This is a genomic window from Luteibacter sp. GL_149 (genome assembly GCF_057834065.1).
Genome location: NZ_CM174395.1, coordinates 4,447,296 through 4,472,124, shown reverse-complemented (window position 1 = coordinate 4,472,124; position 24,829 = coordinate 4,447,296). Strand labels below are relative to the sequence as shown.

Here is a 24,829-nt window from a genome sequence, read left to right as displayed (position 1 = left end):
GCACGGGGCTATGTTCAAACCTGCGTTACATCACGCATCGGCACGGTTTCATTGGCCAACTTTCGTTTTTCCAAAGGGCGAAGCCCCGCTCTTCATGCTCCTTCCCAAAACATGCTTTTGATTTTCCGCGCACAGTGGAAGAGCAAGAACATTTTTTGGGGAAGAGCAGCACATCATGAAAAGCAGAAGCACCGAGCCGAGGCGAGGGCGATCCCGAAAGGCCTACCCAGATTCGAGCCCACGTAACTTCTTCGCCTAGAACATCGCGGCCCTCCGCGATGCGAAGGTGAGGTGGCGCCGTGGCTTTTTAGGCATCGATGGCATCGGGCAATGCGCGCCTGGAAATGGCTTATTTAAAGGCATTCTGCAACTAAATAAAGATTGAAAAAGATCGCGTTTCACTCTTGACAAAGCGCATGGTCGGCCTAGGGTTAAGGTGCAAAGGGAGACCTGAACGGCCTCCCCAATGACCAGCCAGTCCAGGAGAAACACCATGAGTTACTGCTCTGTCACCCAACGCGACGCCATGACCCGCGAGTTCCACAAACGACTGTTGGATGGCGGCCTAGTGCGCCCCAATGGGTTCGATGGAGAGAAATTTTATAAGGCTGACGACCCGTCGGGCTGGTCGTTGGAAAAGTTGGCGGACGCGGGGGCGGACGCGCTGGGCCGAGACGAAGACGGCACGCCATTTATGCACCTGGCTTTGGCCCAGTTGAACCCCGATCTGGCCGATTGTCTATTTATTCTGCAGTGCCACTCCCCCTACCGTTGGCCAGTCGACGATGGAAACGATTTCGGCACGGGCGCTGATCGCTTGGTGCAAGGCACCGACGGGCAGGGTCGCACCGCCGTGGTCATGGTGCTTCATGAGTTGGCCCACCTGGACGATCGCGGCGGATCCCTTCCCGAGGCCGACGTCCGCCACCTGGTCTGGCAAGCCCTCCGAACCGCCAAGCCGAACTTCGGTCGCGATTTGTCTCATCCCGACCAGGTGACCCCGCTCCATTTGGCCGCCGAGTTGCCCGAGGCCATGGCGGTGCCAGCAATTGAGACCTTGCTGGATTTCGGCGCGCCCCTACATGCGCGGGATGACCGATATGGCGAAACGGTCGCGGAGTGGCTGGTCCGAACCCAGTCTACTGGTGACGACCCTTCGGACTACGGTCGACTGCCACGGGCGGATGACGAAGGTGTCCGTCGCATCTTGGGGACGCTGGCCACCTACCAAGCAGGCGACCATGAAAAGGCGAAACCTGAGGCCCCACTCTGAAGGGCACGGAGCCGCCGCAGCAGGTCCAGGAAGATCGCAGCATGTTCCGGTAATCGGGACCCCACGGAAGAAGCAAAGGTCGGGCTATGCCCGACCTTTTTGTTTTGGGCAAGAGGCCGCGATGCGCAGGGGGATGGGTTACCGGGCGTCGATGGGGACAGTTGGCGTGGGCACGAAGGAAGCCTTGTTTAAAGGCATTCTTCAACTAAATAAAGATTGAAAAAAATCGTGATCTTACTATTGACAACGCCATGGTTAGGCCTAGGGTTAAGGTGTGAAGGGAGACTTTAACGGTCTCCCATAGGCAGGAGACGCCACGATGAAAACCTCTTCCCAAAGCACGCACGGCCTCGGCCTGGTCGAGGCCATCGCCTCCCTCGCGCTCATCATCATCGTATCGGCGGGTATCTGGTTTCTCGTTGGACCTGGCCGAACCGCAGCAGACGTGAGCAGCGAAAACGCCCGGCTCAATCAGATGATCGGCGCCGTGGATAGCGCCTACCGCTCGGGCAAGGACTTCACTTCGATTTCCGCCAGCCGCAGCATCCAGGAAGGCTGGTTCCCGGCGGGCTTCGATGCGATCCGCTCGCCTTGGGGGACCTTCGACCTAACGGCCGCCACGGTCAAGAACCCGGCCGATGCCTGGGCAGCGGTCTATCAGAACGTGCCACCGCAGGTCTGCGTCGAACTGGTCACCCGGCAACTGTCTACAGCCCAGTGGGAGCGCATCAGCGTAGGCGGCGCCGACGTCACCGCCGCCACGCTGGCCGACCGTTGCACCGACACGGCGACCGCGCAGGACGCCACGGGCTCGCACAGCGTCACCTTCACCCGCTGGGGTGGGGAACGCCAAGGCACCTCTGGTCTTGCCCCCCTGTGCTTCGATCGCGTGCGCGATGACCCGCGCGGATACGAGCCGGGCTGCACCACCGACCCCCTCGCCTACAGCCCCGCCCCCACCCTGTGATCCGCCCGCTAAACGCCCTTCCGCTATCAGCTTGACTCTTCTCACTTTTTCGCTAGTGTCGATGGCAAGAGGGATACCTTTCACACCTCCCTTCAGGAAATTGCCATGAGTGCATCCACCGAAAATCTGCCCTTCCGCACCGCCGCTCTCGATTGCAAGCCGCAACCGGAAGCGCGGGCGCTCCTGGCCGCCGTCCAGGCTTGCGACATCGAGCAAGTGAGCGAGTTGCTCGCCAGCGGTGCCCCGGTCAATGGCCGCGGAGATTTCGCGCTGACCCCGCTGCATGTCGCCTGTCGCATGTGCGGTCTCGCACCGTTCGAAAAGCGCAACGTCGCTGCCGAAGGGATCGTCGCCCTGCTTCTGGCGAACGGCGCCGATGCGGCCGCCGTGGACGCCTTCTGTTACGTGCCTTCCGCCTGGTGCGAAGGGCGATCCCCGACTTGCCTTCGCGAGCACATGCAGAAACTGGCCTCCGCAAATACCTGGCCCAGCACCGATCCTGCTCACTGCTCAGATGAATATCGGCGCCGGATCGCGAATGAGGATGGCTACGGCCTTCCGATGATCCGCCGCCCTGTCCCCCATTACCTGCGCGATGCCGCCTAAGGAGCACGTTATGCCGCACGTCATCCACACCTGGTCCTCCAAGGGCGGATCGGGAAAGAGCACCACCGCGATCAATCTGGCAGGCGGCCTCGCCTGCGCCGGCTCGCGTGTGCTGCTCGTCGACCTGGACCCGAACGGCTCCGAAGGCGGCGCGTTGCGCTGGGCTGCGCAGGCCCACGTCCACGGACGTCAACCGGCCTTCCTGGTGAGCCCGGCGATGCCCCGGCACACGGCCGAGTTCGATTACATCATCGTGGATCATCCCCCCGGCCGGCCCACACGCTTGCCCGAAGGTTTGGTGCTGCTCCCCGCGACGCTCGATGCCGGTAACTTCTTCTCCACGCGTCGATCGATTGATCTCCTGCGGAAGAAGGTCAAGTCCATCGTCATTGCCAGCCGTGTGCGGATGGACCGGGCGGATCAGCGGGCCTTGCTCGCCGTCCTGGGCGACGGGAACCCCTTGGCCGTGTCGGACCGTGCCATTTTCGCCAGCGCTTATGGCATCGGTGCAACGATCTGGGACGACGACGCGGGCCTCCGCCACGCGCCGAGCGCCCGCGCCGAGTTCATGCACGTCGTCACGGCGGTCCAGCACGCCTGCGGTGCGTCCCGCATGGCGTCGGTGGCTGCATAATGATCGACATGACCAAGCCCAAGCCCGCGCCCAAGCCGCCCGCGAAGAAGACGGCGACGAAGAAAACTGCCAGTTGGATTGCCGCGGCTACGGCTGCGGATCGAGCCGACACGAGCGGGCGTGCGCTTCGGAAGGACGAGGAGCGCCGGTTGCCGGCGGGGTCCACCTTCCGCTTCGAGACCCCCGGCCCGGGGCAGGTCGTGATGGCGGCCGTGCTCCCCACGAAAACTCGTGGAGTGCAGTTCTCTGTGCCTCCGAGCCTTGAGCGCGATGTCCGGGAGGCGACGGGGGGCGTGCGGTGGACGACGGCACTGATCGCCCTCGCGGATTACGCGCTCGACTTGCTGGAGGCCGCGCCCGCGAAAGTCACGATTGAGCCGGAGGAGGATCCCGAGGGTGACGTGGCGTGTTACTTCACCCTGGAACCGGCGAAGCGGCTGACGCTGCATCTGACCGGGGCGTTGCCCGGTTGGAACCGTGAAACGCGCCGTCGTATCGGCGTGCCTGCGGACGTGCGCGCGCGGATCGAGGCGGTGCGCAAAGAAGGGTCTTTTACCGGAGCCTTGCTATCGCTCGCACAATACGCGCTTCTGGATCTTAAGAAACGGCGGAAGTGCCTGATCGTGCAACCCGCTTAGTCCACTCACAGGAGAGCACCATGACCGACATTGCCACCCAAACAGACATCGATACGATCGACAGCCTGATCGGGCACATGGGGGTCATGAACCTGCTCTCCCAGGCAGAGCGGGGACGGCAACAGAGGAGCGCACAAGCGGCTTTAGCACTCGACGCGGACGAACACGACGCGATAGCGCGGCGTCGAAAGAAGCGGGAAGCAGAAGCCGCAGCGCGACCGCAGGCGACGCAAACCGCGTTGAGCGACTGGCGGAGCGGCCAGGCCGATGCGGAGGCGTGGCGCCGAGGGCGCTGACGGAACGAGCGAGATCAAGAGCAAGGCCGGGCATCGCCCGGCCTTTGTGTTTTGGGGAGGAGCGAACGGCGTTACATCGCGGAGGACCGCGATGCGAAGGTGGCGCGATGTGCCGTGAAAGGCCTTGTTTAAAGGCATTCTGCGACTAAATAAAGATTGAAAAAGATCGTGTTTTGCCCTTGACAAGGGCGCGGGTTGGCCTAGGGTGACTGTATGAGGGGAGACCGCAAAGACCTCCCTAACTACCACGAACAAGGAGTTTTTATGAGCGCGTTTAAGACCAACCCATCCTTCGACGACTTCGACGACTTCGACGCCTACCCCTCTGAAGACAGCCATGGCGGGGCGTATGCGGATCGCGGCTCGGCATACTATGTCGCAGGCGAGGCACCGGCCCCTGCCACCGCAAAAGAATGCCGCTGCGGAAATTGCGGACGAGTGGGGGAGTGGGGAGGTTATGATTTTACGATCCACACGTGGCAGTGCGATCGCTGCGAAGCCGAGGGCTTCTAACCGGGAATTTAGATCAAACTGCTAGCAAGGCCGGGCATTGCCCGGCCTTTTGTTTTTGGGGTAGGGCGAGGGAGGGGCGTTACATCGCGGAGGGCCGCGATGCGGAGGCGGCACAATGTGCGGTGAAAGGCCTTATTTAAAGGCATTCTGCGACTAAATAAAGATTGAAAAAGATCGTGTTTTGCCCTTGACAAGGGGGGCAACCGGCCTAGGGTGAATGCCATAAGGGAGACCTTTCGGACCTCCCCAACCCACCCCGGAGATATCGCCATGGCCACCTTCCCCACCGCCGCTGATCTGGATGCCCTGGGCCTGGGCCCCGCGCGCAGCCGAGCCCTGGTCACCAAGTTTCCGCACCTCTCCATCGCACTGGTCACCTTCGCCGCCACCTGCCGCGAGGCCGGCACGCGCTTCAAGGTCTTCCAGTCCAGCGGACGCGACGGCTACCACGCGCAACTGCGGTTGATGGTTATCAACGGGAAGGCCCCGAACGGCCACATGGACAGCCGCGGTTACGAGGGCCCTTACTACCAGTGCGAGGTCGGCTCGATGGGCACGACGAAGGCGCAAGCCCGTGAACTGGGCAAGGCCCTGGCCTGGCTCGCCGTCGAGGCCGATGTGCCCTTCGGGCCTTACCAGGGCGAGCCGGCGAACGTCGCGCTTCGCGCGTGAGGAGCCGATCATGACATGCGGCTCTACACGCTCGGATATCCGCGTCTTCCTTAGCGAACTGAACGACTATGAGCGGGGAGTGTCCCCTTTTGCTCCGCTATTCAAACGCCCTGATTCCAGTGGCATTGAGCGCACTGCGGCGATGGTTATTCAGTGGCTTGCGCGGTCCAACGAGCCCCTAATCGAGGATGCAGATTTCGGCGTAGTGGCGCGCGCATTCGCGGGGAACTGGAGCACGAAGGTCGATAAGACTCAGGCGCTTCCCGAAGCGCTTGCTGCCGCGCTTATCGAGGCAAACCGGGAAGCGCAGTTCGACGCAACCGAAGCGTGGGTCCTACGGACAGCGCAAGTGATCAAGGAGCAATACGCCATGGTCCGCCAAGTCGTCCCCGAAGGAGACAAGGCCACCGACGAGCAGTTCGCGGAGTTGCACGCCATCCTTTCGACGCCCGCCAGCGTTGCCGCTCTGGCCGTGCGGACGCTCCAGTGATGATCGCCTGGGCACCCTTGGCAAACCCCTTCGCCGCCCTCAAGGCCATCGCGGACCCGGGCCAGCCCATCACCTGGGCGCCGGTCTACGAAGCGCACGCCGACGACGGCACGCGTTACATCGTTGAGGCCTGTCGCTACCTTCATCGCGGGAACGAGCTCGAGGTGATCGGGCTCTATTGCGCGATCTACGCACCAGAACGTCGTGTGAAGCGGAAGCGCTCCGGGACCATCGAGTGCGCGAGCCTGGAAACAGAGCACGGTCGGGACTTGGCGCGCTTCCGCTGCATCACCGCGCGGGCGTGGGTCCGGTCCATGGGCCGCCGGCCACGTGTCGTTAGCGACCGCTTTAAAGACATGCTGACGCTTACTGGGCAGGCGTGATGCCGTGACCGGCACCGTGTGGATAGCCGGTGGACGAGCCGGGGATAACGCGTTGCGTTACCCCCCGCATCGCCCACGCGCCTGCCCACACTTCACGCTTTAAGGCCACGTCCAACGCGCCACCACAACCTCGCCCTTGGGCCACGCGTGGGCCCGGGCTAACGAAGAAGCGAAGCGCAGATCAAGAGCGGCCCTCTGGGCTGGCTTCTTCAGTCAAGGGCCGTTCGCGGCCGGGTCAGTCGCCTTCGGCTCCATCCCGCACCACCCGCTCTCTTCCTCCCTTGACTGCGCCAACCCGGCGGGCGGCCGTTTGCCCATGGGCAGCAGGCGGACCTGCTGCCCGTTCCGGGCCAGCAACGACTACAGGAGAGCGAGCCATGACCACCGCACCGACCCCGATTGACCCCGTTGAAATCATCTACCGCTACACCCGCCGCCAGGCACTGCTTGACGGTGTCCTGGTTGCGTTGCCCCGTGCTTTCCTTGTGGGGTTCAAAGTCCCCGTTGCGATCACGGCTGCGGCTTATGCAGTCTGCGTCGATTGGGAAGTGGCGGACCCCACGTGCGCCGACACCTACGCGTTGCGTGAGATGGCCGTGCTCGAAGCGGCGATGAAGGGGGCCCGGGCGCAGATCGAGCGCGAGCGGAAGGGGTCGGCGGAGGAGGGCGGTGACCGGATCACATTCGGCGTTTCGGTCGCGGTGGACGATGGCAGCGGAAGGATGATTGAGATCGCGCTCCAGATGCTCATCGGTCCCGGCGATGACGCGCGGCCGGTGGGGACGATCCTCCTCCTGGGCGAGGACTAAGCGCGGGCTTGCCGAAGGCGGGAGACCAGCGGCCACGCCTGGACGTGGCGCTGGTGTCAACAACCGTGCCGTCGCCATCTGCCTCAGACATACTGGAGACGACCCGTTTAGAGGAAGTGGTATGGCGGACCCCACTCAGCGCGGCGAGCCGACGTTACCCGGCAACCCGCACCAAATCACTAAGCGTCAGCATGTGCTGCCGAAGGCCTCCATACAACGGTTCGCCGATGGGGACGGGTTGGTGGATTGTTATCTCCTGAAAGACGGCAAGATCAGGAGGGTTCCTCCTGGGGCGGATGTCTTCTGCGCAAGTCGCGTGTGGGATCACGGCGCTGAGGCGGGGCCGACCACAAAGCGCGTCGAGGATACATTCCAAGACTTGGTCGACAAGATCGTCTGCAGGCAACTGCATACCTTGGACGCTTCAGAAAATGAAACGGCGACGGCATTCTTCGCACTCATGATCGCACGTGAAGAAACCCGGCGATCACGGCCGGAGGCCGTTTCGTTCCCAGGGCGATCGGGCCACGACCTAAGCCTAGAGGAACAAGAATGTTTGGAGAAAGTGGGCTACATCGTTCCCCAGAATGACGGCACCCTCGGCTCCCGAGCCGCCGCAGGCATTCGGATCATGGGACAGATCGTGTGGGCAAAGCGCAACATGGCCGATTGGCGGTGGGGCATCGTGCGGTCACCCGGTCCAGAGTTCATCGTCCCCGATGTCATTGCCCCACTCAACTTCATACCCATCGGGCCGAGGGTTCTGCTGGCGGCCGGCAACGGCGACTTGGAAACCACCGATCAAGGCGTGAGCGATCACAACCGTCGTGCGAGGGAAGTATCCGAGCACTACTACTTTGCGAAACGCCTAAACAGCGATCTTTAAACAGGTCTCCAAACCCCGCAGCCTGGCTGCGAACGCCGCACCTGCCTAGGTGCGGGGACGGCGCGCGCGGAAGCCTACCCTCGGCTTCGCTTCGCGGCCCCGCCTTGTCTGCTCGACGCCGGAAAGCAATACGTCCCACTGGGCCTTTGGCCCTGGCTCTTCCCCCAAACCACGCTCTTGCTCTTCCCACTTCAGGACAGCCTTCGCGCTCACGCGCCGGAGGATCGCGTGCCGCTCGATGAGCGCTTGCGCGACCACCGGCCACCGTTCCGAGGGCACGACAAGCACATGGGGCGCCAGGAGGACGGACGTTGCGCCGGCCTCGCGCAGCGAAGCGGCCATCGCGCCCCAAGGCAGCCCTGGCGATACCTGGACCGGGCAAACCAACGTTGCGGTCGGCCCACACAGCACCGCCACAGGCACCCTGGGGAAGTTCCAACGGGTGCCCTTCAGCCACTCGCGGCAGGTCGCCGTCGAACGCCGGTAGCGGTCGGCCACGGGGTGGTGCATGGCGTCGTCGAGTGCAGCATCGCGCTGCGCCGCCTTCGGCAGCGTCAGTCGCTTGTCCTTCGACCAGGGTAGGGCCAGCGGGTCCGTATCGGCATGCTCAACCCGGCAACGATCGCAGCACGCAACGAGGTTGGCATCACCTGCAGAACCCCCGAGGGCACGGGACAGCAACGGCATGACGCGAGCGGCCGGCGCGCGGCAGTGCCAGCACCGCGACTTATCGCGGGCCAGCACGCGATCGCGGAGCCACGGTTGGACCGCACCCATCGGCTGGCGTTGCCCTTCGACTTCATCGAGGAAGGCGAGCAGCACAGCGGGAGCGAGAGCGGTCATTCCGCACCCGGGGCGGACTTTCCTCCGCGCAGAAACCGCATGTGATGCGTGTGCTCGATCAAGCGGACGCGCGCTTCGATTTCATCGCCACGCTCCCCGGCCATGGCGATAGCGGCGGCCAGATACGCGACTGTGGAAAGGCCCCGACGGCTGGCGTCCTGTTTCATTTCATTCACCAGGGACGCCGGAAGCACGAACGAAACGGCCACCCGATCCGAATGACGAGGGGCGCGCTCTTTGTTCGCGCCGGGGGATCGGGGGCGGACGGGAAGGGAGCGAAGCGAGGAAGGCGAGGGCATGAGGGCATCCGATGAAAAGTGGAGTGGGCTACATCGACAGTAGCGATGGATCCGCATCTGTCGAGCCCCCGCCACCTTCGCCCCCCAGATCGATAGCACCCTCTCTTGCTTGTCATGAGCCCGGGCCAGCGGATGGGTCTTCGCAGTCTCGTCGTCTCCTTACAAGCAAGAGATGGGTGCACACACCATGTCGCACCTCCGGTGACGGCCTAACCGCTTCCCTTCGGCCGCGTCAAAAGCGTCCGAAGCCTTTGCGCTACGCGCCTTTTCTCCGTTGCCTTTGCGACTGCCTTTCGGCGCGTAACCCGTTGCCTTTTGGCCGTCCAAAGCCACCGAAGCCCATGTGGAATGCGGGTTTGCGGCGTTGCCACCTTTTGCAGAACACCCCCTTGCGGATGAAGTTTGTTTGGCTAGGTTGGAGGTGAGGCGAAGAACATTTCGCCGACCTCTTCCCCATCAGGCATCCACCGCATGCGCACGCAATCGGCCGTCACCATCCGACTCTATCCCGCACAAACGCGCGCGGTGTCCATCATCGCGGATCGCGAAGGTAAGCGTCCGTCGCAGGTGCTTCGGGAAGCCGTGGACTTGCGCTTGCAGGTCGAGAATCAGGCGCAGTTGCTGACAGATGAAGTGCGCCGTGCCACCGACGACGCGCTGGCGAAGTTTCGCCATGAGGCCCGCGCGCTCATCCAAGAGCAGATCACCGCAGCGATGGCATCGGACGCGACGAGTCGCGAACTGATCTCCGCTTTCCTTGAAGCGATCAGCGCCCAAGTGTCACCGCCGCCCGCCACCCCGCGCGCAGATCCCAGTGTGAAGCGCGGCGTTCTCCCGCGGAGGACCGACGTATGACCGACGCTCTCTTTCTGTCCGGCTTCGCCTTCGGCATTTCCTTCCTTTCACTTGTGCTGCTCCTCCGCAATCACATGCAGAGGCCGAACGGCCCCGGCGTCACCGTCATTGAGGAGCCTTCCGATGATCCCCGCCTTTAATCCCATGTGCGCGCGCCACGTCATCGAAGAGCGCGCCCGTCACCGTGAACACCGTCACCCCGAAACCGTGATCGATCGGACCGCGCCCGACATCGCTCATGTCATGGACACGTATGCGCGCAGGCAGAACACCGGACGCTATGTGCGCGCCAATGTCGGCGGCTCGTTGATCATGGATGGGAAAGGGTCTTTGGCGACTTTGTATAGGCGGGTCAAAGGCGACCAAGGCTACCTGTTGATCGACCCGCGGCGCGTCATCGTGGGCCTCTACGAGGGGATGAGTCCTGAGCAAGTGGGCATCACCCTGAAGGAACTGAACACGAACAACACCGAGCAAACGGGGGCGGAGTTTTGGACCTCCAGCGCTTACAGCGCGATTCGCCATTTTGCACAGATTCTCCGCGCACTTGTCGATCTGGGTGGTGCAGGGGGCCCGTGGCACTGGACGATGCATGACCATTTCCGCCTCGTTCAAATCGGCTTGTCGAAAAATGCCGACAAGGTAGCGGATACCAAGGAGTTGCTTGCTTTTATTCTTGAACACCACCCTGGCGCCGCAAGTGGGCTTTTGCGGGACGCGCGGAACTACTGCCTGGTCGAAGTCGACGGGATGGACGAGAAGACTCAGGCCAACATCGCTGCCACGGTGAGTTCCTGGTTTAGTCCAGTGATGGCACATCCCCTGCTGCTTGAGTGGGCTCAATCAGAAACCGGTGTCCGGGTAGAGGAATGCCTTCACGGCCGTCATGTGGGCATCAACCTGCCGCAAACCATTTTCGGTCACGCTGGAACGGTGGCGACGCGTTTCCTGAAAAACCGCGTCTTCAACGAGATCCGGCGGCGCGCAGAAGCGGATGAAGGGAAATGGCGGGCGCTGGATCCGACGGCCAAGCCAGTGCTCATGATGATGGACGAATGCCAACTGCTCCTCACCGAGGCTGACATGGAACTCGCACCCATTGGCCGCTCCCTCGGATGCTGGTTTGTCTGTAGCACACAAACTGTTGAGAGCGTCCGGGCCATCAGCCGCGATCAGCAAAAGATCGGAGCCTTCCTGGACAGTTTTCAGTCCGTCATCGCCCTTCGCAGTTCTCCAGACACCACGGAGTGGTTGGTGAAGCGGTTCGGCATGACCTGGATGCCGCAGTTCGCGACGCGTGGGGTGGGCATCAACTTCATCGGTAGCGTGGCCGAGGCCTCCGATGCGCCGCTGTATGACCCGACCCATCCCCTGGCGCACGTCATGCGCTGGCTGCGCCGCCTGGGCGCCGGCAGTTTCCATTCGCTCGCCGCGGCGACCGATGGCAATCGCGAAGGCATGGGCGGCGCCGCGGATCACTTGAAGTTCTCGCTGGTCACGACGGCCAATGGAAAAGGCTGGTCTGAAGAACCGCTGCTCAGCAAAGCGACGTTCGAATCGCTCGTAGCGAGCCAAGGGACCGCGCTGGTCTGTTTGACCCGCGCCGGCTCACCGCGACGCGATTTCATCAAGTTGGATCGGCACATGGACACGCTGCCGGAAGATATCTGCGATCCCGATGTGCCGTTTGACCCCGAACTCGACGCGCTGGCTGACGAAGCCCCAGATGCGTTTGACCTGGATGAGGCTTCGACTTTCGATGAGGTGTCCGCATGAAACCCGTTCAACCGTTTATCAGCGCTTATGAGAAGACCTACCCGACCCGGGAAGCGGCGCTCGCTGCCCGCTCGGCGCCCGCCGCTCCCACCTTGGCTGGGGCCATGGGCATGAACGCGCCCGCCACTGCACCGCCGGCTCCCCCGGTGCAGCGTGAAGACCCGCGACCCGCTGTGCTTCGCGTAGCGCGTCCGAAACGCGACGACGTCGGGAAAGGGGTGCTCCCCGCCCTCGCGCCCACGCTCGCCCAGGCCATGGGCGTGAGTGCCCCCCGCGCGGAGCCGCCGGGGCACGTCCAGGCGCAGAGCGACGGAAAGCAGGCCGGCAGTGTGCGTCGTCCCTCCGATCCGTCGTTTTACTGCCCGGTCCCTGTCTCAGGGGGCATTTCCGTTCCGAGGCGCGACGACTTCGGGAAAGAGGTGGCCCGCGATCGGTCGCTCACCAGCAAACTGCGTGGCATGTCCATCTGACCGCGTCTCTCCCCTCCACCCGGGCCGCTTGCGGCCCGTTCTTGTGACAGGCTGAGCGATATCATCGGTGTGGATCCAGGACGGGGAGCAGGGGATGGCTGGGATCGAGAACGACGACGATATTCAGCGCGCTTTGGGGTGGATATGGCACTGCACCGGAGACAGCCAACAGGAGCACATTCGCCGAACCATGCGGGCCATGCGGCATTACATGGACAACTGTGGTTTGAAGGAGGGGCGCTGGGTCAGGAACGACGCACTGCTGTTGCCGACGGACCTGCCGGGTGCATGGCTGGCCCAGGCGGTCGCGTTTTTGTCGCATGCCAAAGCCTATGACGCGCGTCTGGGTTCGCGCATCCTTTCCCTCATCAAGGCGATCGGGATCGCGCTTCCTGAACTGTCCCAGGTCGAAGGAGCGGAGGGACGCGTCAAACGCATGATGGCCCATGGCACGTTGTCTCCGGAAAGCGCGTTGTTTGAACTCGCGATGGCGGGGCGTTACCTGCGGGAAGGACTGGATGTCGCGTTCATTCCCGAGGGTCGTGATCGAGCCGCCGATCTGTCCGTCGGTGTGGATGATCAGCGTGTCCACGTCGAGTGCAAAAGGCTTCAGTCGACCGCGTATGAAACTAAAGAACGAGAGGCAGTCCAGGTGCTTTTCGCTGCGCTCGATCCGTTGACCGATGCGAAGCAGGTGAGCCTTTTCCTCGACGTGACGTTTACCGTGGAGGTGGCATCGGTCCCCCTGGACTATTTGGCGATGCATGCCGATCGCGCCCTTCAATCCCGTCTGGCGCTGCCGGACGGGTATCCCTGGCGCGACGACTACGGCCAGGGCGTCGTTCGCCGTTGCGACCTCGACGCTGTGGCTGCCGATACGGTGGACAGTCACGTGCTTGTCGGGCCGAAGATATTTCGGCTCTTGACGGGTCGGGTGCTCGACCCCGCTAAGTGCATGATCTCACTTCGTGCGGAAAGCGCGCATGAGGATGACGCCCGATACGTCGCCGAGGTGTCCCAGGCAACGGTGGTTCATTGGGAGTGTCTGGCCCAGCCCTCCGTGGAGGCACGAGCGCGCTTCATTAAATCGAAACTCGCGGATGTCGATCGCCAGGTCGCCAATGCACCGCTCGCCATCGTTCATTTCGGGATGGATGCCGCCCGCGACAGCGTGGCTTCGGACCTGAAGCGCGCGCTCAACAAACGGGCGGCAACGGAGTTCATGGCAGGCAGTCGCCTCATCGAACTGGAACTGCACTATTTCATGCCCAGGGAGTTGGAGCGGGTGTCGTGGGCCAACGATGAAATGGTGGACACGTTCATCCGAGGTAACGGCACATCGCTCCTCCCCGATCCCAGGCTCATGCCAGGCGACGATTTGGGGGACAGTCCGCCGTGGCACATCCCCAACGATTGAGGTCTTGACGTCCGCCGATTTCGGCCTAGGGTTGATGTATAGGGAGACCTTCTATACCTCCCTTGGAGCCCGCCATGACCACCCCGAACCGCACGCCCAACCTGCCGCCGTCAAACCCCGACGAGGAAACCCTCGACTTTTGGATGTTCGTGCAGATTGACCCAGATGGAGATGGTTTCGACCTGGAGCAGCCGGAGAGCACGCTCCTGGAACTCTTTGGTTCGGGCATCGCCGGCGCGGTGATGGGCGCGATCGGGTGGGAGTTTCTGTCGCACGTGCTGGATGTCGGCGAGCACCTGGGCGAACTCCAGGACGCCATGCGCCCACAAATCCGCCCCATCCAAATCTTCGACGCGCTGGCCGCGTGGAAGGCCAACCCCCGGCCCTTTGCGAAGGGCGAAGTCCCAGGCATCTGGGTGCGCGTCCCGGTGCCCCGCCCGCGGGTCCGGATGGCGCTCGATCGCGTATTCCCCAACATGGCCCTTTGGCTCCCGCGCGGCGACCGTCCGGCTCCCCCGCCGCAGCCCGAGCGGCCCCGTGCGGCGGCGCGCCTGTCGCCCTTCATGATGCCGACCCGCATGGTCCCCCGGCCGACGATGCGCTGGTAAGTCAGCAGGGGGGGGGCTTCCGTTTGGAGTGGCCGAGGCTAGGGTGGATCTGTCATCCCATCCCCTGCGAGATCCCCATGCCCCTCACTCCGAAACGCGGCGCCGTCCTGCTCGGCGCATTGACCAAGGCCGGCCGCCAAGCCTGTATCGCCGAAACCGATTTGGCCTGGGCCACACACACCCGCGACCAGTTCGCAAAGCAGCGCGTCCGTGACCAGGCGCTGGCCCGCTATGAGCGCATCCTGCGCCAAGCGCAAACCGAAGCCTTCATCGGGCCGCCGGGCGTGCGCCGCCTCGCCGCAGTCGCCACCGATGCCATGACGATTGCCCGCTGGCAGATCGACCCCGCGCTCCGCACGGCCATGGGCTTCTGGCCGCAGGTCGATGCCCTCACCGATGCACTGCGTGCGGTCTGGAAATCGGCGGTGCGTGAGAAGCGCGTCCAGACCTGGCTGCATCCCCTGCCTTCCATCCTCGGCCTTGGGGAGCAGCGCGCATGAACTGGCTGACCCGACTGTTTTCACTGCCTTCCGCGTTGCGGACCCCGTCGACCGAAGTGCCGGCGAAGCGGGCCCGCGACCTCGACCCGGAGCAGATGGGCGCGTTTGAAGAAGACGCGTTGAGCCTGTCCGATGCGATCACCGCGCGCGATGGGGAGGAGCGGCCATGAACGACGAGAAAGAGGCCAAGGTTCCCTTCGCCGAGCGCGTGGCGCGCCAACTGATCGAACAACTGGAAGCGGGCACGGCGCCCTGGCAGCGTCCCTGGGACCCCGATGCGGGTCCGATCGGCATGCCCATGAACCCGACGACGGGCAAGCGTTACCGCGGCATCAATGCGATGTGGTTGATGTCGCAGGGCCATGACGATCCGCGCTTCTGCACTTACAAGCAGGCCGACGCCGAAGGCTGGCAAGTGCGTCGGGGCGAGAAGGGCACGACGATCGAATACTGGCAAATGGAGAAGGACGAGAAGGGTCCCGACGGCGTGAAGCGCACGGTCCGTCTCGATCGCCCGAAGGTCTTTTGGGCGACGGTGTTTCACGCGTCGCAGATCGACGGCATGCCGGCGTATGAAGCGCCCGTGCGCACCTGGGATCCCATCGAACGGGCCGACGCCCTGGTGCAGGCCAGCGGGGCGTGGGTGGAGCACCGGCAGGGCAACGCCGCGTTTTATAGCCCGGCCTCCGATCGCATCATCGTCCCGCTGCGCGAGCAGTTCCCGAGCGCGGATCGGTATTACGCCACCGTGCTGCATGAACTCGGCCATTGGTCCGGACATGGCAGCCGTTTGGCGCGCGATTTGACCGGCACGTTTGCGAGCGAGAGTTACGCGAAGGAAGAACTCCGCGCGGAAATCGCCAGCCTGATGATCGGCTCGGAACTGGGTGTCGGTCACGACCCCGGCCAACATGCCGCTTACGTCAAATCATGGGTTCGCGCATTGAAAGACGACCCCCGGGAAATCTTCCGCGCGTCCGCCGATGCCGAAAAGATCCACACGTATCTGATGACGTTCGATCGCCACCGCGAGCAGGAGCACGCGCCGGAACGTCCCGCTACGCCGGCCCCGGCACCGGTTCCGGTTGAGCCCGTCGCCGCGCGTGCGCCCCGGCGTCCGGCCCGTGTGCGCGAAGGCGCAGCGCAAGAGCGGGGGATGGCCCGCTGATGGCCGGTCCGACGCTCAACCTGTTCTTGCAGCCGATCCCGGCCAACACGCCACCGAGCACGTGGATCCGGCGCGTCGATAGCGCGATCGTCGCCGGCTTGCTCACGCTCGCGTTCGTGGATGCGTTGGTGGGTTGGGCGTTGTGGCGTCCGTTGCTGGGATCAGGCATTCCCGATGGCGGACTGCTCCACCAGTTGCTCGCGTATCCCGGTGTGCTGCTCTCCCAGGTGAGCGGTGAGCATCTGATGCCCCATGCCGCGGTGGACAACCCCGCCGCACTGAACCTGTGGCCCCTCCATGCGCGTCTGCTGCCAGCGCTGGCGCTTGGCATGGCGGCCGGCGCCTACGTCTTGAAAGCGGGGCTCCACCCCTGGCGGCGCATGCGCCACCTGGACGGGCCGCAGTTGCTGGAAGGGAAGGACGCCGTCCGGGCCGCGCGCCAGGTCGCCGCGGTCGAGTGCGCGAAGGAACCGCCCTTCATGGATCTCCATCCCGAACTGCCGTTGCCCAAGAGCCGTTGGACGCGCGGCGTGTTGATGTATGGCTCGCCCGGCAGCGGCAAAACGGTCAGCCTGATCCCCATCGTCCAGCAGTTGTTGGCGGGCGGCCACCGCACGTTGATCTACGATGCCAAGGGCGATTTCACGTCCTATTGGCTCGGTGGCTCCGTGGGCCTGCTGTGCCCGTGGGATCAGCGCTCCTTGGTCTGGGATCTCGGGCGGGATCTGCGCACCAGCAGCCAGGCGCAGACCTTCGCTTCCTCGCTCATCCCCGACGAAGACGGCAACGGCAAGTTTTGGGCGACGGCCGCACGCCAGTTGCTGGAAGGCTCATTGCGCGGCCTTCAGAACGAGTTGGGCACCAACTGGGGCTGGTCCACGTTGGCTGATCGGTTGGCAATGGCAGCCCCGGCGTTTGCGGCGAGCATGGCGGAGCATTACCCGAAGGCCGTTGCCCTGGTGGCCGATGAAAAATCGCAGACCACCGGCAGCGTGTTGGCGACGTTGAGCGCCTACACCAAACTGATCGACGACCTGGCCCTGGCCTGGGGTGACGGTCGCGACAGTGCGGGCCACCTGCGCCCGTCCATCGCCTTCAGCGACTGGGCCGCCGATGGCTACACGGGGGAAATCCGCCAGATCATCTTGCAGGCCGGCGATCGCACTGCAACGACGGCGCTGGCGAGCGCCATCATCAACACACTGACCCCGGCGCTGCTGTCGGCCGCACTGCCCGACGACGAGAAGGGCCGAACGGTTGCGTTTGTCCTCGACGAACTGCCCAGCCTGGGCAAGATCGACTTTGCCGGGCTCATTGAACGGGGCCGCAGCAAGGGCGTGATCTTCGTGGGCGCGTGCCAGACCCTCGATCAAATCAAAGCCGTGTGGGGCGAGGAGACCATGCGCTCGCTCGGCTCGATGATCGGAACCCACCTGATTTTCCGGTGCCAGCCCTCTGCATCCCGCGACGCGATCGCCGAGCAGTTCGGTAAGTCCCGGTGGGCCATCACCGCCGTCAACACGACCGGTGGCGGTGGGCAGCAATCCGGCACCAACACCTCCGTGCATGAAGAGACCCGCCCGGTCATTCAGCCGTCTGAACTGACCTCCGCCCTGGGGCCCCGCCCCAACAAAGCGTTCGCTTTGGGCTGGGGCGTCCGGGCCATGGTTAGCATGGGCGGTGATGTGCTGACGCTAGATTTCCCTGGGGTGTCGCCGGAGAAGCGGCGCACCCCGCATCGACCTGCACGATGGACGATGGGTCCGGCGAAACCCAACGCCAAACCGAGCACGACGACGACAGCGGCCGGCGCCGGGGATCGGGTGGAAGTGAAGGCGCACGAGGCGCACGCCGAACCCAAGCCGGCGGGCCGGAAGGTGGCTCGAACGATGAGCCGCAAGGTGAACCGGACGCCGGGCCAACCGGGCGAGCCACTGTTCTACTGGGCAGAGAACCCCCTGGCTCAGCTCGAGCCCGACGCGCCGAAGGGCCGAACCATCGTCGTGGAGCGGGGCGCCATCGAACGGATTCATGCGGAGCGCGAAAGCAGCCCGCTGGCGACGCTGGCCGGTGCCGCTTTTCCGGGCGTTGAGCCGATCCTTCATGCCGCAGAGATCATTGACCTCATCCAGGAAAGCGTGGGCACGCCCGAGACCGACCCGCGGCCCGTGGCCCTGGTCCAGGTGGGGCCGGCCCAAGATCGCTAAGCGGGTCCCATCGGGGCGGCGACCGGAAAGCAATCGCGATGGTCTTCCCAAAGGTGCGTGGTCATTGCCATGACCTCGGGCGAGCCCGTCAGGCTGGCCATCAATCGATAAGCGAAGTGGATTAACCCGTTTGAGTTCCGGATGAGTTGCACCGCCTGCACTTCGGGATAGCCCTCCACCCGACGGGCGATGGGATGAAGGCCCGCGTGGATGTAGGAGTTCAGGCCGTTCCAGGCGACGCCATGAAACTCCCGCAACGGGGCCAGGAGCCCTGCGGGGGCAACCTTGTCTAACGCCGTGAGCATATCGTTCGCCTGCGGCAGTTTGCGGGCCTGCTTGTCGGCGTCCGCATCCAGGGGCTGCATCAACACCGCCACCTGTTCGTCGGTCGCTGCGTGCAGGCTCCATGCGCTCCTCACCAGGGCTTCGTATTGGGGCCGCAGCAGCGCCGTGGCGGCGCTGGGCATGCCGTGCCCAAAGGCCAATCGCAAGGCTGCCCCGTGCTCGACGGACAGCGAGGCGGCCGCCGCGCACGCGCGATGACGGGGTTTAGGAAGCGGGGAGCCGGCGAAGGGTTCCAGGACCCCTTCGAGCGCCGCATGAAACCGGTCCGATTGAGCAAGCAAGGTGAGCAATCGGTGGGTCTCCAGGTGAGGACAAATGCGTGCAAGGGGCTTCCGCTTTGCGGGGTTTCGACTAGGTTCAAGGGATACCCCATGGACTATTGCGATGCTCACCCTCACTGCCCTCAAAAACAACAGCGCTGACGGGAAGAGCAGCGGCGTTCCGGCATACCTGAAAGCCACGGAATATTACCTGGGCAAGGACGGGCAGGAACGGTCCACGAGCCAGTGGCTGGGCAACGGTGCCGAGGCCCTGGGCTTGCGGGGCGAGGTGAAAGAAAAGGTGATGGATCTTCTCGCCCAGGGGTTCGGGCCCAAGGGCGAAGCGCTGCGACAAAACGCGGGCGCAAAGCCCGAAATGCACCCCGTGCTCGACCGCGAAGGGAAACCGCGGCTCGATGCCAAAGGCAAGCCGATGACGACGATTAAGGGCGAACGCATCGGTTTTGATCTCACTTTTTCGCCGCCCAAACCCGTGAGCGTCGTGTTTTCGGGCGCGGATCCGGCCTTGCGCGATCGGATCCTGAAGGCCCATCGCGATGCCGTGGCGACGTGCTTGCGGTTTGTAGAGGAACACGTCGCCGAAACGCGGCGGGGGAAGGGCGGTAAAGAGGTGATGGGCGTCAAGGGCCTGGTGATCTCGTCCCATACGCACTTTGGCGCCCGTGCGCATGAAAAGGACTGGAAAGAGCGGGGCGACGCGCGCATGGACGTCGATCCGCAACTGCACACCCACAACCTGGTTTATAACGTCTGCCAGGCGGCAGATGGGACCTGGGCGACCCTTGAATCCCAGGAAATCTACCGCTACGAGAAAACCGTGGGGGCCATGTATCGCGCAGAACTCGCCGCCAACCTCCGCGCCATCGGCTTTGGCATTAAACCGGACATCCGGCTAGACGCCAACGGCCAGGTCAAGGAACGGTTTTTCAAGATCGCCGGGATCCCCGATGACCTGGCGGAGCAGATGTCCGGGCGCCGCAAGCAGATCCTCGACTACATGCGCGAGCACGGCGGGTCCGCTCAGGAAGCGAACCTCCGCACGCGAAAGTCCAAGGATGAGCCCTCGTTCACCGAACTGCTCGACCGATGGCACGCGGACTTGGCCGACTACCGCCAGGCGAACCCGGGCCTGTTGCCCGAGCGCATGGCGGACCTGCTGGAGCCGGCCGCGGTGCGCCGCGCGCAGAAGCAGGCACTGAGCCTCGATCGCGAAGCCCAGGAAGCCCACGATCGCGAGGTGCTGGAAGAACTCCACGCCACGAAATCGGTGTGGACCAAGGCCGACCTCATCGAGCAGATCGCATCGCGGGAGGGCGAGGGGCGCCTGGGCCTGAAGGCGGTATTGAAGGAAGCGGATGCCTTCCTGGCACGAAACGACCTGGCCGTTGTCCGGCCCGAGCGGCTGCACAAAGACGACCGGGGGGAGGGCGGCCAAGTCTCCCGGCGATACCGCGAAGTGCGTTATGCCGACCACGCGCTCGCGGTAAAAGTGGAGCAGGATTTGTTGCGTGCGGCGGTCGAGCGGAAGGACGAGCGCGCCGTGCGGCTCGACCCCGAAGTGGTCCAGGCCGCCATTGCCGATATGAAAAAGACCAAGGGGATCGCCCTCTCCGACGAGCAGCGCAAGGCGGTTCAATGGGCGACGGAAGGCACCGGCGGCGTCGCCGTGATCCAGGGCCGGGCGGGCACCGGCAAGACCACGATGGCCTTGGCGCTGGTCGACGCGTTTCACCGTGGCGGTCGCGAGACCATTGGCTGCGCTACGGGTTGGGACGCGGCTAAGAAACTGGAAGCCGAGGCCGGTATCACGTCGTATTCGATCGCGTCGCTCACGTCGAAACTGGCGAGCGGCAAACTCCGCCTCACGGATAAGACCGTGATCCTGGTGGATGAGGCCGGCATGGTCGGCACCCCGAGCCTTCAGAAACTCATGGCGTTTGCACACGCCGCCAAGGCCAAGGTGATCCTGCAGGGCGATGCCTTACAACTTCAATCGGTCGAACGGGGTGGGCCCTTGCGCTTGCTCGCCCAGTCCCTGGGCAGCGTCAATCTCACGGAAATCCGGCGGCAGAAAGGCGCTGATGACCGAGCCATGGCGCAGGCGTTCTACGCAGCCGGCGGGACGGAACTCCGCTCGCGGCGGGAGAACGCCGCGTCGGGGCAGAAGATCTTGCTTACGATGGAAAAGCGCGGGCAACTCCAGGGCTTCAATGACCGCGAACAGGCAATGCAGGTCTTGGTCCAGGACTACATCAAAAGCAAGGTTCCAGCGCGCGACAAACTGGTCATCGCCGGCACGCGTGCCGACGTGGCCGCGCTCAACGAAGCGCTGCGCTCCCACCGCCGCGCCGCCGGTGAACTGGGCGCCGATACCCGGATCAAGACCACGACGGGCCGAAAGGACGTGCTCAGCGAAATGACCCTGGCCGAAGGGGATCGCATTCGCTTTGGCAAGAAGGACGAGGGCCTGGGCGTGGTGAACGGCACGAAGGGCATCGTCGTGGGTCTGACGGCGGAGCCCGGCGGCCACCACCAGGTGGAAGTCCAAATCGAGAGTGACATTCCCGGGCAAGACGGGCGCCGCCTGGCGTTCTCGACGGCGAAATACGGCTCGCTTGACCTCGCCTATGCAGGCACGGTCCACAAGGCCCAGGGCGCGGGGGCTCTGGAGGTCTTCCATCTGGCCCATCGCGGCATGCAGGATCGGCATTTGGCGCTGGTCTCGTTTACGCGCATGAGATCTTCGTATACCTGTTACGGAGCCAGTTCAGACCTATTCGACCGCAGTATCGATGCGGCGACGGTGTCGGACCGATTTCAAATGAACGTTCTGCAAGAGGGCCTGGCGACGCCGAAGACGACCCGCCAACTGGCCCTGGAAGACGCGAAGGCGGCCCATGCGCGCACGATCGCACCACAGGCACCGAAGGCGGCGCCTGCGCCCGCGTCGAAACTCGACCCGCTCTTGCAGCGGGCGGCGGACGCCTGGAAGCAACTCGTCGAGCGGATCGCGCAGGCGCGCGCACGCAAGGGCCCGGAACCCAGCCGCGGTCGTGGCATGTCCATGTAAGAAGGGGCAGGGGCACGCTTACGGCTATGATTTGCTCCTCGCCGTGAAGGTAGGAGGTATCCCCGTGGAGCCCGAGATCATCAAGTTTGCCAATGATATCGGGGCAAGCGAGCCCGATGAGGCGGATGAGTTCTTTGAGTTGTATCGATCACTGTTCCGGGAACGTAACTATTTTAGGCACCCGAGCGGGTTGTTGGTCATCAAGATAAGTCGGAGCCCGAAGCCGTTTTGGGGCTTATCGAAAGACATCATGGCCGCGCTCAACCGCTTTCTTCCCTACAACCTGATCCTTCTCACATCAGACACCCAAGGCTGGGTCGTGAGCAAGGTGGAAACCATGGGTTACATTGAAAGGCGGGACTGGAAGTTGGACACGGCCGGGCAATACAAGATCCACGCACCGCTTCCTGATGCCAATAAGTTCTTTGGCCCAAAAGGGTGTCTTAAAAGGCTTGGCGTTTCGTGATGTAGGTCAGCCCAGGGTCTCTGTGCCGTGGGTTCTCGACCATGACTGATCGTGCACTGCCCGGGTCACTGGTGCCACACGGGGTCAAGAAGGACCGTTAACCGAGCAGACGAAGCATCTAGGCTTGCTAGGACTTGTTTGGCATAGGCTTCATCGATCACGCGCGTGCCTTGACCGGATGAAAGGGTATAGGCGGCACCCGATGCCGCTGCTTGAAGCATGGCCTCACCCTTGTTCACAGCCGACGGATCCGCTTGGCTTAGTGCCTCTCCGTATGCTTCCGTTTTCACAACCTGGTGCGATTGTGCGGATAGAAGCGCGCTCTCCCAAAAAGCCTTCTGAAAGCGCATTCCTTCATCAAGGCCAGCCACGGTATCTTGGCGGCGTTCTGGCTTTGACCAAAGGGAAGCAGGTATCAAACTCCAAAAGTGATCATGCGTTTGCTGATCCACGGCACCGCCTGCAGCAACTTGACGGAGGATGGATTGAAGTTCCGGCTTGTTGGCAGCGAGTGTGGCGGTGTCCTGGGTGCTGATGTCATCAGCAGCCTTTGAAGATGGTTCGGACGCGAAAGCGCTAAGGCGTTCGTTTGGTGTCGACACGAAGATATGAACGGTAATCGCCACTGCCCAGATGACCAGGAACAGACCGAAGGAGCGGAGTTTTCCCTTGTTCTTGGCGACATGGCCAAACTGCTCGATCAATGCCCAGATGATCAGAGCCGTGATAATTTCTGCCACAGCGATTGTGATGAACCCGGTCATCTCGGCAACCCCCTGTCGTAAGCCATGCCAGTGGATCAGGCTACCAAAAAGAGGGCCGACGTGCGCTACGCTAAGACCGGCGACTAGCCTTACCTTCGGGATGAACTCGGGCTGACCGAAGTTGAGCCCCACGCCTGACATGGTGTTGGCTGGCGGTGGAGTTGCACCTGACCGGTCTCGATCCATGAGATAGCCCTACTGCACATTTGTCCCGGGGTGCTGCGCGCGCGATGCGATGCTCGGTCGAACCCCGCTGACTGTGTAAGAGGCGCCTAATGGCTAAGAATATCTTTGCGTTCATCGGCTTGTGGGTCGTGATCGCTGCTGCACAGAAGGGCTTCCGGGCCTGTGTTAAGGCTGCCGCAGAGGAGGCCGCCGCCTAACATCACTTACCTATGGCAACATGGAGGGTGGACACAGGGAGGTGGTCTCGCGACTGCTTCCCCTATTGCAGTTCGATGACCAAACAGGGTGGAAATCGTATGACGGTTGCAGACTTGGATATTGCGCAGGCCATCAAGCATGCGCAGGAAGAGGCACTGAAAAAGCGGGGCGAGGCCAACATCTTGATCGTCGGCAAGACGGGGGCTGGAAAGAGCACGCTCATCAACACTGTTTTTCAGGGGCGAATGGCGGACACGGGCCAAGGGAAGCCGGTCACGCAGGGAATGAAGAAGATCACCAAGGCAGGCATCCCAGTATCGATTTATGATTCTAAGGGCCTGGAGGTCAAGGACTATAAGCCCATCCTCGCGGAAATGATGGCCTTCATCGACCGCACCAACAGCAGCGAGAACGCGAAGGACCATATCCACGCCGCGTGGATCTGCGTTGCTGAAGGATCGCGACGCGTCGAGGACGCAGAGATCGAACTTGCGAAGGCGCTGGACCAGCGTGGGATCCCCGTGATCATGGTTATCACCACGGCTATCTCCAATCAGGGCTTCGATAAGGAAGTGGAACGCCATTTCCCCACTGCGCGAAACACCGTGCGCGTCAACTCCCTGGCGTTTACCGATGACGAAGGTCGAACCATCCCCGTGAAGGGTGTGGAGGAACTGGTCGATTTGACGATGGAGGTCATTCCCGAAGGCCAAAAAAACGCTTTCGCGTCCGCTCAACGGATCAAGATAGGTCATAAGGTTGATCGGGCGCGTCTGGTAGTTGCAGCATCGGCCGCTTCGGCAGGTGGCGTTGGCGCCATCCCCATCCCGTTCTCCGATGCGATCGGCATCATCCCCATCCAGATCACCATGCTTGCCTCGATCGCATCGATTTTTGGCATTGATGTATCGACAAACTTCCTAAGCACGCTGGTCAGCGGCACGTTCACTTCGCTCGCGGGTAGCATGGGTGGGCGCGCATTGGTGGGCGGATTGCTCAAACTCATTCCTGGTGCGGGCAGTCTCATTGGAGGAGCCATTTCAGCGGGTGTCGCCATCGCATTGACCACCGCTTTCGGTGAGGCTTACATCACCGTGCTCAAGCGCCTTGTGGCGGCTTATCCGGATCGTGTCATCACGGGCGAAGAAGTGGCCGAGGCACTGAAGCAGCAGATGAAGTCCGTTTCCTTGCCGAAATAGTTTGCCGGCG

The 24,829-nt window shown here is 63.2% G+C and carries 29 protein-coding genes; 25 read left to right on the top strand and 4 right to left on the bottom strand.

Translation table 11 applies throughout. The annotated features are described in order from the left end of the window. Positions 1-493: 493 nt before the first annotated feature. The 12 genes from AC3IR3_RS19665 to AC3IR3_RS19610 all read left to right on the top strand — a co-directional run bounded on the left by AC3IR3_RS19665 (position 494) and on the right by AC3IR3_RS19610 (position 8,167). Positions 494-1,273 (top strand): ankyrin repeat domain-containing protein, encoded by a 780-nt coding sequence (locus tag AC3IR3_RS19665; RefSeq protein WP_489194643.1) that lies wholly within the window; start codon positions 494-496, stop codon positions 1,271-1,273. A 319-nt stretch (positions 1,274-1,592) separates the two neighbouring features. Beyond that, on the top strand, positions 1,593-2,240 hold the full coding sequence (locus AC3IR3_RS19660) for a type 4 pilus major pilin (protein WP_489194642.1): 648 nt from the start codon (positions 1,593-1,595) through the stop codon (positions 2,238-2,240). Positions 2,241-2,345: 105 nt separating this feature from the next. Then, the gene (locus AC3IR3_RS19655) at positions 2,346-2,846 is read left to right on the top strand and encodes a hypothetical protein (RefSeq protein ID WP_489194641.1); all 501 of its coding nucleotides are present in this window, start codon (positions 2,346-2,348) and stop codon (positions 2,844-2,846) included. A 10-nt stretch (positions 2,847-2,856) separates the two neighbouring features. After that, positions 2,857-3,480 (top strand): AAA family ATPase, encoded by a 624-nt coding sequence (locus AC3IR3_RS19650; protein WP_489194640.1) that lies wholly within the window; start codon positions 2,857-2,859, stop codon positions 3,478-3,480. An 8-nt stretch (positions 3,481-3,488) separates the two neighbouring features. Beyond that, entirely contained in the window at positions 3,489-4,118 is a 630-nt protein-coding gene (locus AC3IR3_RS19645) for a hypothetical protein (RefSeq protein ID WP_489194638.1), read from the top strand. A gap of 20 nt (positions 4,119-4,138) precedes the next feature. Further along, on the top strand, positions 4,139-4,414 hold the full coding sequence (locus tag AC3IR3_RS19640) for a hypothetical protein (protein ID WP_489194636.1): 276 nt from the start codon (positions 4,139-4,141) through the stop codon (positions 4,412-4,414). Positions 4,415-4,678: 264 nt separating this feature from the next. Further along, the gene (locus tag AC3IR3_RS19635) at positions 4,679-4,927 is read left to right on the top strand and encodes a hypothetical protein (RefSeq protein WP_489194634.1); all 249 of its coding nucleotides are present in this window, start codon (positions 4,679-4,681) and stop codon (positions 4,925-4,927) included. Positions 4,928-5,197: 270 nt separating this feature from the next. Beyond that, positions 5,198-5,599 carry a hypothetical protein gene (locus tag AC3IR3_RS19630; RefSeq protein ID WP_489194632.1) on the top strand — a complete coding sequence of 134 codons (402 nt, stop codon included), beginning with the start codon at positions 5,198-5,200 and terminating at the stop codon, positions 5,597-5,599. A 10-nt stretch (positions 5,600-5,609) separates the two neighbouring features. Beyond that, positions 5,610-6,089, top strand: coding sequence for a hypothetical protein (locus AC3IR3_RS19625; RefSeq protein WP_489194631.1), 480 nt, complete (start codon positions 5,610-5,612; stop codon positions 6,087-6,089). Continuing rightward, positions 6,089-6,472 (top strand): hypothetical protein, encoded by a 384-nt coding sequence (locus tag AC3IR3_RS19620; RefSeq protein ID WP_489194629.1) that lies wholly within the window; start codon positions 6,089-6,091, stop codon positions 6,470-6,472. The genes AC3IR3_RS19625 and AC3IR3_RS19620 overlap by 1 nt, the downstream gene beginning before the upstream one ends. Before the next feature lie 377 nt (positions 6,473-6,849). Next, a complete protein-coding gene (locus tag AC3IR3_RS19615; RefSeq protein WP_489194627.1) occupies positions 6,850-7,281 on the top strand; it encodes a DUF6573 family protein in 432 nt (143 codons plus the stop codon). Positions 7,282-7,402: 121 nt separating this feature from the next. Continuing rightward, the gene (locus AC3IR3_RS19610) at positions 7,403-8,167 is read left to right on the top strand and encodes a hypothetical protein (RefSeq protein WP_489194626.1); all 765 of its coding nucleotides are present in this window, start codon (positions 7,403-7,405) and stop codon (positions 8,165-8,167) included. Between the two features lie 45 nt (positions 8,168-8,212). On the opposite strand, the gene AC3IR3_RS19605 is transcribed toward AC3IR3_RS19610, so the two are convergent. Together AC3IR3_RS19605 and AC3IR3_RS19600 are read right to left on the bottom strand one after the other, a co-directional pair. Beyond that, positions 8,213-9,010: an HNH endonuclease gene (locus AC3IR3_RS19605; protein WP_489194624.1), complete on the bottom strand. Its 798-nt coding sequence runs from the start codon at positions 9,008-9,010 to the stop codon at positions 8,213-8,215. Beyond that, the gene (locus AC3IR3_RS19600; RefSeq protein WP_489194622.1) at positions 9,007-9,177 is read right to left on the bottom strand and encodes a hypothetical protein; all 171 of its coding nucleotides are present in this window, start codon (positions 9,175-9,177) and stop codon (positions 9,007-9,009) included. The genes AC3IR3_RS19605 and AC3IR3_RS19600 overlap by 4 nt, the downstream gene beginning before the upstream one ends. 603 nt (positions 9,178-9,780) lie before the next feature. Here AC3IR3_RS19600 and AC3IR3_RS19595 point away from each other — a divergent pair. The 10 genes from AC3IR3_RS19595 to AC3IR3_RS19550 all read left to right on the top strand — a co-directional run bounded on the left by AC3IR3_RS19595 (position 9,781) and on the right by AC3IR3_RS19550 (position 18,310). Beyond that, positions 9,781-10,164 carry a hypothetical protein gene (locus AC3IR3_RS19595; RefSeq protein WP_489194620.1) on the top strand — a complete coding sequence of 128 codons (384 nt, stop codon included), beginning with the start codon at positions 9,781-9,783 and terminating at the stop codon, positions 10,162-10,164. Beyond that, positions 10,161-10,304 (top strand): hypothetical protein, encoded by a 144-nt coding sequence (locus AC3IR3_RS19590; RefSeq protein WP_489194618.1) that lies wholly within the window; start codon positions 10,161-10,163, stop codon positions 10,302-10,304. Before AC3IR3_RS19595 ends, AC3IR3_RS19590 begins: the two co-directional genes overlap by 4 nt. Continuing rightward, positions 10,288-11,940, top strand: coding sequence for a type IV secretory system conjugative DNA transfer family protein (locus AC3IR3_RS19585; RefSeq protein WP_489194616.1), 1,653 nt, complete (start codon positions 10,288-10,290; stop codon positions 11,938-11,940). Before AC3IR3_RS19590 ends, AC3IR3_RS19585 begins: the two co-directional genes overlap by 17 nt. Then, entirely contained in the window at positions 11,937-12,410 is a 474-nt protein-coding gene (locus AC3IR3_RS19580; protein WP_489194614.1) for a hypothetical protein, read from the top strand. The genes AC3IR3_RS19585 and AC3IR3_RS19580 overlap by 4 nt, the downstream gene beginning before the upstream one ends. Before the next feature lie 94 nt (positions 12,411-12,504). Beyond that, positions 12,505-13,827: a hypothetical protein gene (locus AC3IR3_RS19575; RefSeq protein WP_489194612.1), complete on the top strand. Its 1,323-nt coding sequence runs from the start codon at positions 12,505-12,507 to the stop codon at positions 13,825-13,827. 74 nt (positions 13,828-13,901) lie between these two features. After that, positions 13,902-14,435 (top strand): hypothetical protein, encoded by a 534-nt coding sequence (locus AC3IR3_RS19570; RefSeq protein WP_489194610.1) that lies wholly within the window; start codon positions 13,902-13,904, stop codon positions 14,433-14,435. Positions 14,436-14,512: 77 nt separating this feature from the next. Further along, positions 14,513-14,935 carry a hypothetical protein gene (locus tag AC3IR3_RS19565; protein WP_489194609.1) on the top strand — a complete coding sequence of 141 codons (423 nt, stop codon included), beginning with the start codon at positions 14,513-14,515 and terminating at the stop codon, positions 14,933-14,935. Then, complete coding sequence (locus AC3IR3_RS19560) at positions 14,932-15,105, top strand: hypothetical protein (protein ID WP_489194607.1); 174 nt, start codon at positions 14,932-14,934, stop codon at positions 15,103-15,105. Before AC3IR3_RS19565 ends, AC3IR3_RS19560 begins: the two co-directional genes overlap by 4 nt. Then, positions 15,102-16,103, top strand: coding sequence for an ArdC family protein (locus AC3IR3_RS19555; RefSeq protein WP_489194606.1), 1,002 nt, complete (start codon positions 15,102-15,104; stop codon positions 16,101-16,103). Before AC3IR3_RS19560 ends, AC3IR3_RS19555 begins: the two co-directional genes overlap by 4 nt. After that, positions 16,103-18,310, top strand: coding sequence for a type IV secretion system DNA-binding domain-containing protein (locus AC3IR3_RS19550; protein WP_489194604.1), 2,208 nt, complete (start codon positions 16,103-16,105; stop codon positions 18,308-18,310). The genes AC3IR3_RS19555 and AC3IR3_RS19550 overlap by 1 nt, the downstream gene beginning before the upstream one ends. Here the strand turns inward: AC3IR3_RS19550 and AC3IR3_RS19545 are convergent. Beyond that, positions 18,307-18,945 carry a DUF6988 family protein gene (locus AC3IR3_RS19545; RefSeq protein WP_489194602.1) on the bottom strand — a complete coding sequence of 213 codons (639 nt, stop codon included), beginning with the start codon at positions 18,943-18,945 and terminating at the stop codon, positions 18,307-18,309. The two genes, AC3IR3_RS19550 and AC3IR3_RS19545, sit on opposite strands and share 4 nt — an antisense overlap. A gap of 94 nt (positions 18,946-19,039) precedes the next feature. Between AC3IR3_RS19545 and mobF the strand changes: the two genes are divergently transcribed. Beyond that, positions 19,040-22,006, top strand: a complete 2,967-nt coding sequence (mobF, locus tag AC3IR3_RS19540) for a MobF family relaxase (RefSeq protein ID WP_489194600.1) — start codon at positions 19,040-19,042, stop codon at positions 22,004-22,006. A 64-nt stretch (positions 22,007-22,070) separates the two neighbouring features. After that, the gene (locus AC3IR3_RS19535; protein ID WP_489194599.1) at positions 22,071-22,472 is read left to right on the top strand and encodes a hypothetical protein; all 402 of its coding nucleotides are present in this window, start codon (positions 22,071-22,073) and stop codon (positions 22,470-22,472) included. Positions 22,473-22,537: 65 nt separating this feature from the next. Here the strand turns inward: AC3IR3_RS19535 and AC3IR3_RS19530 are convergent, their stop codons facing one another. Then, on the bottom strand, positions 22,538-23,236 hold the full coding sequence (locus AC3IR3_RS19530; protein WP_489194597.1) for a hypothetical protein: 699 nt from the start codon (positions 23,234-23,236) through the stop codon (positions 22,538-22,540). A 482-nt stretch (positions 23,237-23,718) separates the two neighbouring features. Here AC3IR3_RS19530 and AC3IR3_RS19525 point away from each other — a divergent pair, with 482 nt between their 5' ends. Next, positions 23,719-24,819, top strand: a complete 1,101-nt coding sequence (locus AC3IR3_RS19525; RefSeq protein WP_489194596.1) for a YcjF family protein — start codon at positions 23,719-23,721, stop codon at positions 24,817-24,819. Positions 24,820-24,829 lie beyond the last annotated feature (10 nt).

What these genes read in the sequence shown, in the direction of transcription:
- AC3IR3_RS19665 (WP_489194643.1), top strand. Translation starts at nt 494, where the DNA reads ATGAGTTACTGCTCTGTCACCCAACGCGACGCCATGACCCGCGAGTTC.
- AC3IR3_RS19660 (WP_489194642.1), top strand. Translation starts at nt 1,593, where the DNA reads ATGAAAACCTCTTCCCAAAGCACGCACGGCCTCGGCCTGGTCGAGGCC.
- AC3IR3_RS19655 (WP_489194641.1), top strand. Translation starts at nt 2,346, where the DNA reads ATGAGTGCATCCACCGAAAATCTGCCCTTCCGCACCGCCGCTCTCGAT.
- AC3IR3_RS19650 (WP_489194640.1), top strand. Translation starts at nt 2,857, where the DNA reads ATGCCGCACGTCATCCACACCTGGTCCTCCAAGGGCGGATCGGGAAAG.
- AC3IR3_RS19645 (WP_489194638.1), top strand. Translation starts at nt 3,489, where the DNA reads ATGACCAAGCCCAAGCCCGCGCCCAAGCCGCCCGCGAAGAAGACGGCG.
- AC3IR3_RS19640 (WP_489194636.1), top strand. Translation starts at nt 4,139, where the DNA reads ATGACCGACATTGCCACCCAAACAGACATCGATACGATCGACAGCCTG.
- AC3IR3_RS19635 (WP_489194634.1), top strand. Translation starts at nt 4,679, where the DNA reads ATGAGCGCGTTTAAGACCAACCCATCCTTCGACGACTTCGACGACTTC.
- AC3IR3_RS19630 (WP_489194632.1), top strand. Translation starts at nt 5,198, where the DNA reads ATGGCCACCTTCCCCACCGCCGCTGATCTGGATGCCCTGGGCCTGGGC.
- AC3IR3_RS19625 (WP_489194631.1), top strand. Translation starts at nt 5,610, where the DNA reads ATGACATGCGGCTCTACACGCTCGGATATCCGCGTCTTCCTTAGCGAA.
- AC3IR3_RS19620 (WP_489194629.1), top strand. Translation starts at nt 6,089, where the DNA reads ATGATCGCCTGGGCACCCTTGGCAAACCCCTTCGCCGCCCTCAAGGCC.
- AC3IR3_RS19615 (WP_489194627.1), top strand. Translation starts at nt 6,850, where the DNA reads ATGACCACCGCACCGACCCCGATTGACCCCGTTGAAATCATCTACCGC.
- AC3IR3_RS19610 (WP_489194626.1), top strand. Translation starts at nt 7,403, where the DNA reads ATGGCGGACCCCACTCAGCGCGGCGAGCCGACGTTACCCGGCAACCCG.
- AC3IR3_RS19605 (WP_489194624.1), bottom strand. Translation starts at nt 9,010, where the DNA reads ATGACCGCTCTCGCTCCCGCTGTGCTGCTCGCCTTCCTCGATGAAGTC.
- AC3IR3_RS19600 (WP_489194622.1), bottom strand. Translation starts at nt 9,177, where the DNA reads ATGAAACAGGACGCCAGCCGTCGGGGCCTTTCCACAGTCGCGTATCTG.
- AC3IR3_RS19595 (WP_489194620.1), top strand. Translation starts at nt 9,781, where the DNA reads ATGCGCACGCAATCGGCCGTCACCATCCGACTCTATCCCGCACAAACG.
- AC3IR3_RS19590 (WP_489194618.1), top strand. Translation starts at nt 10,161, where the DNA reads ATGACCGACGCTCTCTTTCTGTCCGGCTTCGCCTTCGGCATTTCCTTC.
- AC3IR3_RS19585 (WP_489194616.1), top strand. Translation starts at nt 10,288, where the DNA reads ATGATCCCCGCCTTTAATCCCATGTGCGCGCGCCACGTCATCGAAGAG.
- AC3IR3_RS19580 (WP_489194614.1), top strand. Translation starts at nt 11,937, where the DNA reads ATGAAACCCGTTCAACCGTTTATCAGCGCTTATGAGAAGACCTACCCG.
- AC3IR3_RS19575 (WP_489194612.1), top strand. Translation starts at nt 12,505, where the DNA reads ATGGCTGGGATCGAGAACGACGACGATATTCAGCGCGCTTTGGGGTGG.
- AC3IR3_RS19570 (WP_489194610.1), top strand. Translation starts at nt 13,902, where the DNA reads ATGACCACCCCGAACCGCACGCCCAACCTGCCGCCGTCAAACCCCGAC.
- AC3IR3_RS19565 (WP_489194609.1), top strand. Translation starts at nt 14,513, where the DNA reads ATGCCCCTCACTCCGAAACGCGGCGCCGTCCTGCTCGGCGCATTGACC.
- AC3IR3_RS19560 (WP_489194607.1), top strand. Translation starts at nt 14,932, where the DNA reads ATGAACTGGCTGACCCGACTGTTTTCACTGCCTTCCGCGTTGCGGACC.
- AC3IR3_RS19555 (WP_489194606.1), top strand. Translation starts at nt 15,102, where the DNA reads ATGAACGACGAGAAAGAGGCCAAGGTTCCCTTCGCCGAGCGCGTGGCG.
- AC3IR3_RS19550 (WP_489194604.1), top strand. Translation starts at nt 16,103, where the DNA reads ATGGCCGGTCCGACGCTCAACCTGTTCTTGCAGCCGATCCCGGCCAAC.
- mobF (WP_489194600.1), top strand. Translation starts at nt 19,040, where the DNA reads ATGCTCACCCTCACTGCCCTCAAAAACAACAGCGCTGACGGGAAGAGC.
- AC3IR3_RS19530 (WP_489194597.1), bottom strand. Translation starts at nt 23,236, where the DNA reads ATGACCGGGTTCATCACAATCGCTGTGGCAGAAATTATCACGGCTCTG.
- AC3IR3_RS19525 (WP_489194596.1), top strand. Translation starts at nt 23,719, where the DNA reads ATGACGGTTGCAGACTTGGATATTGCGCAGGCCATCAAGCATGCGCAG.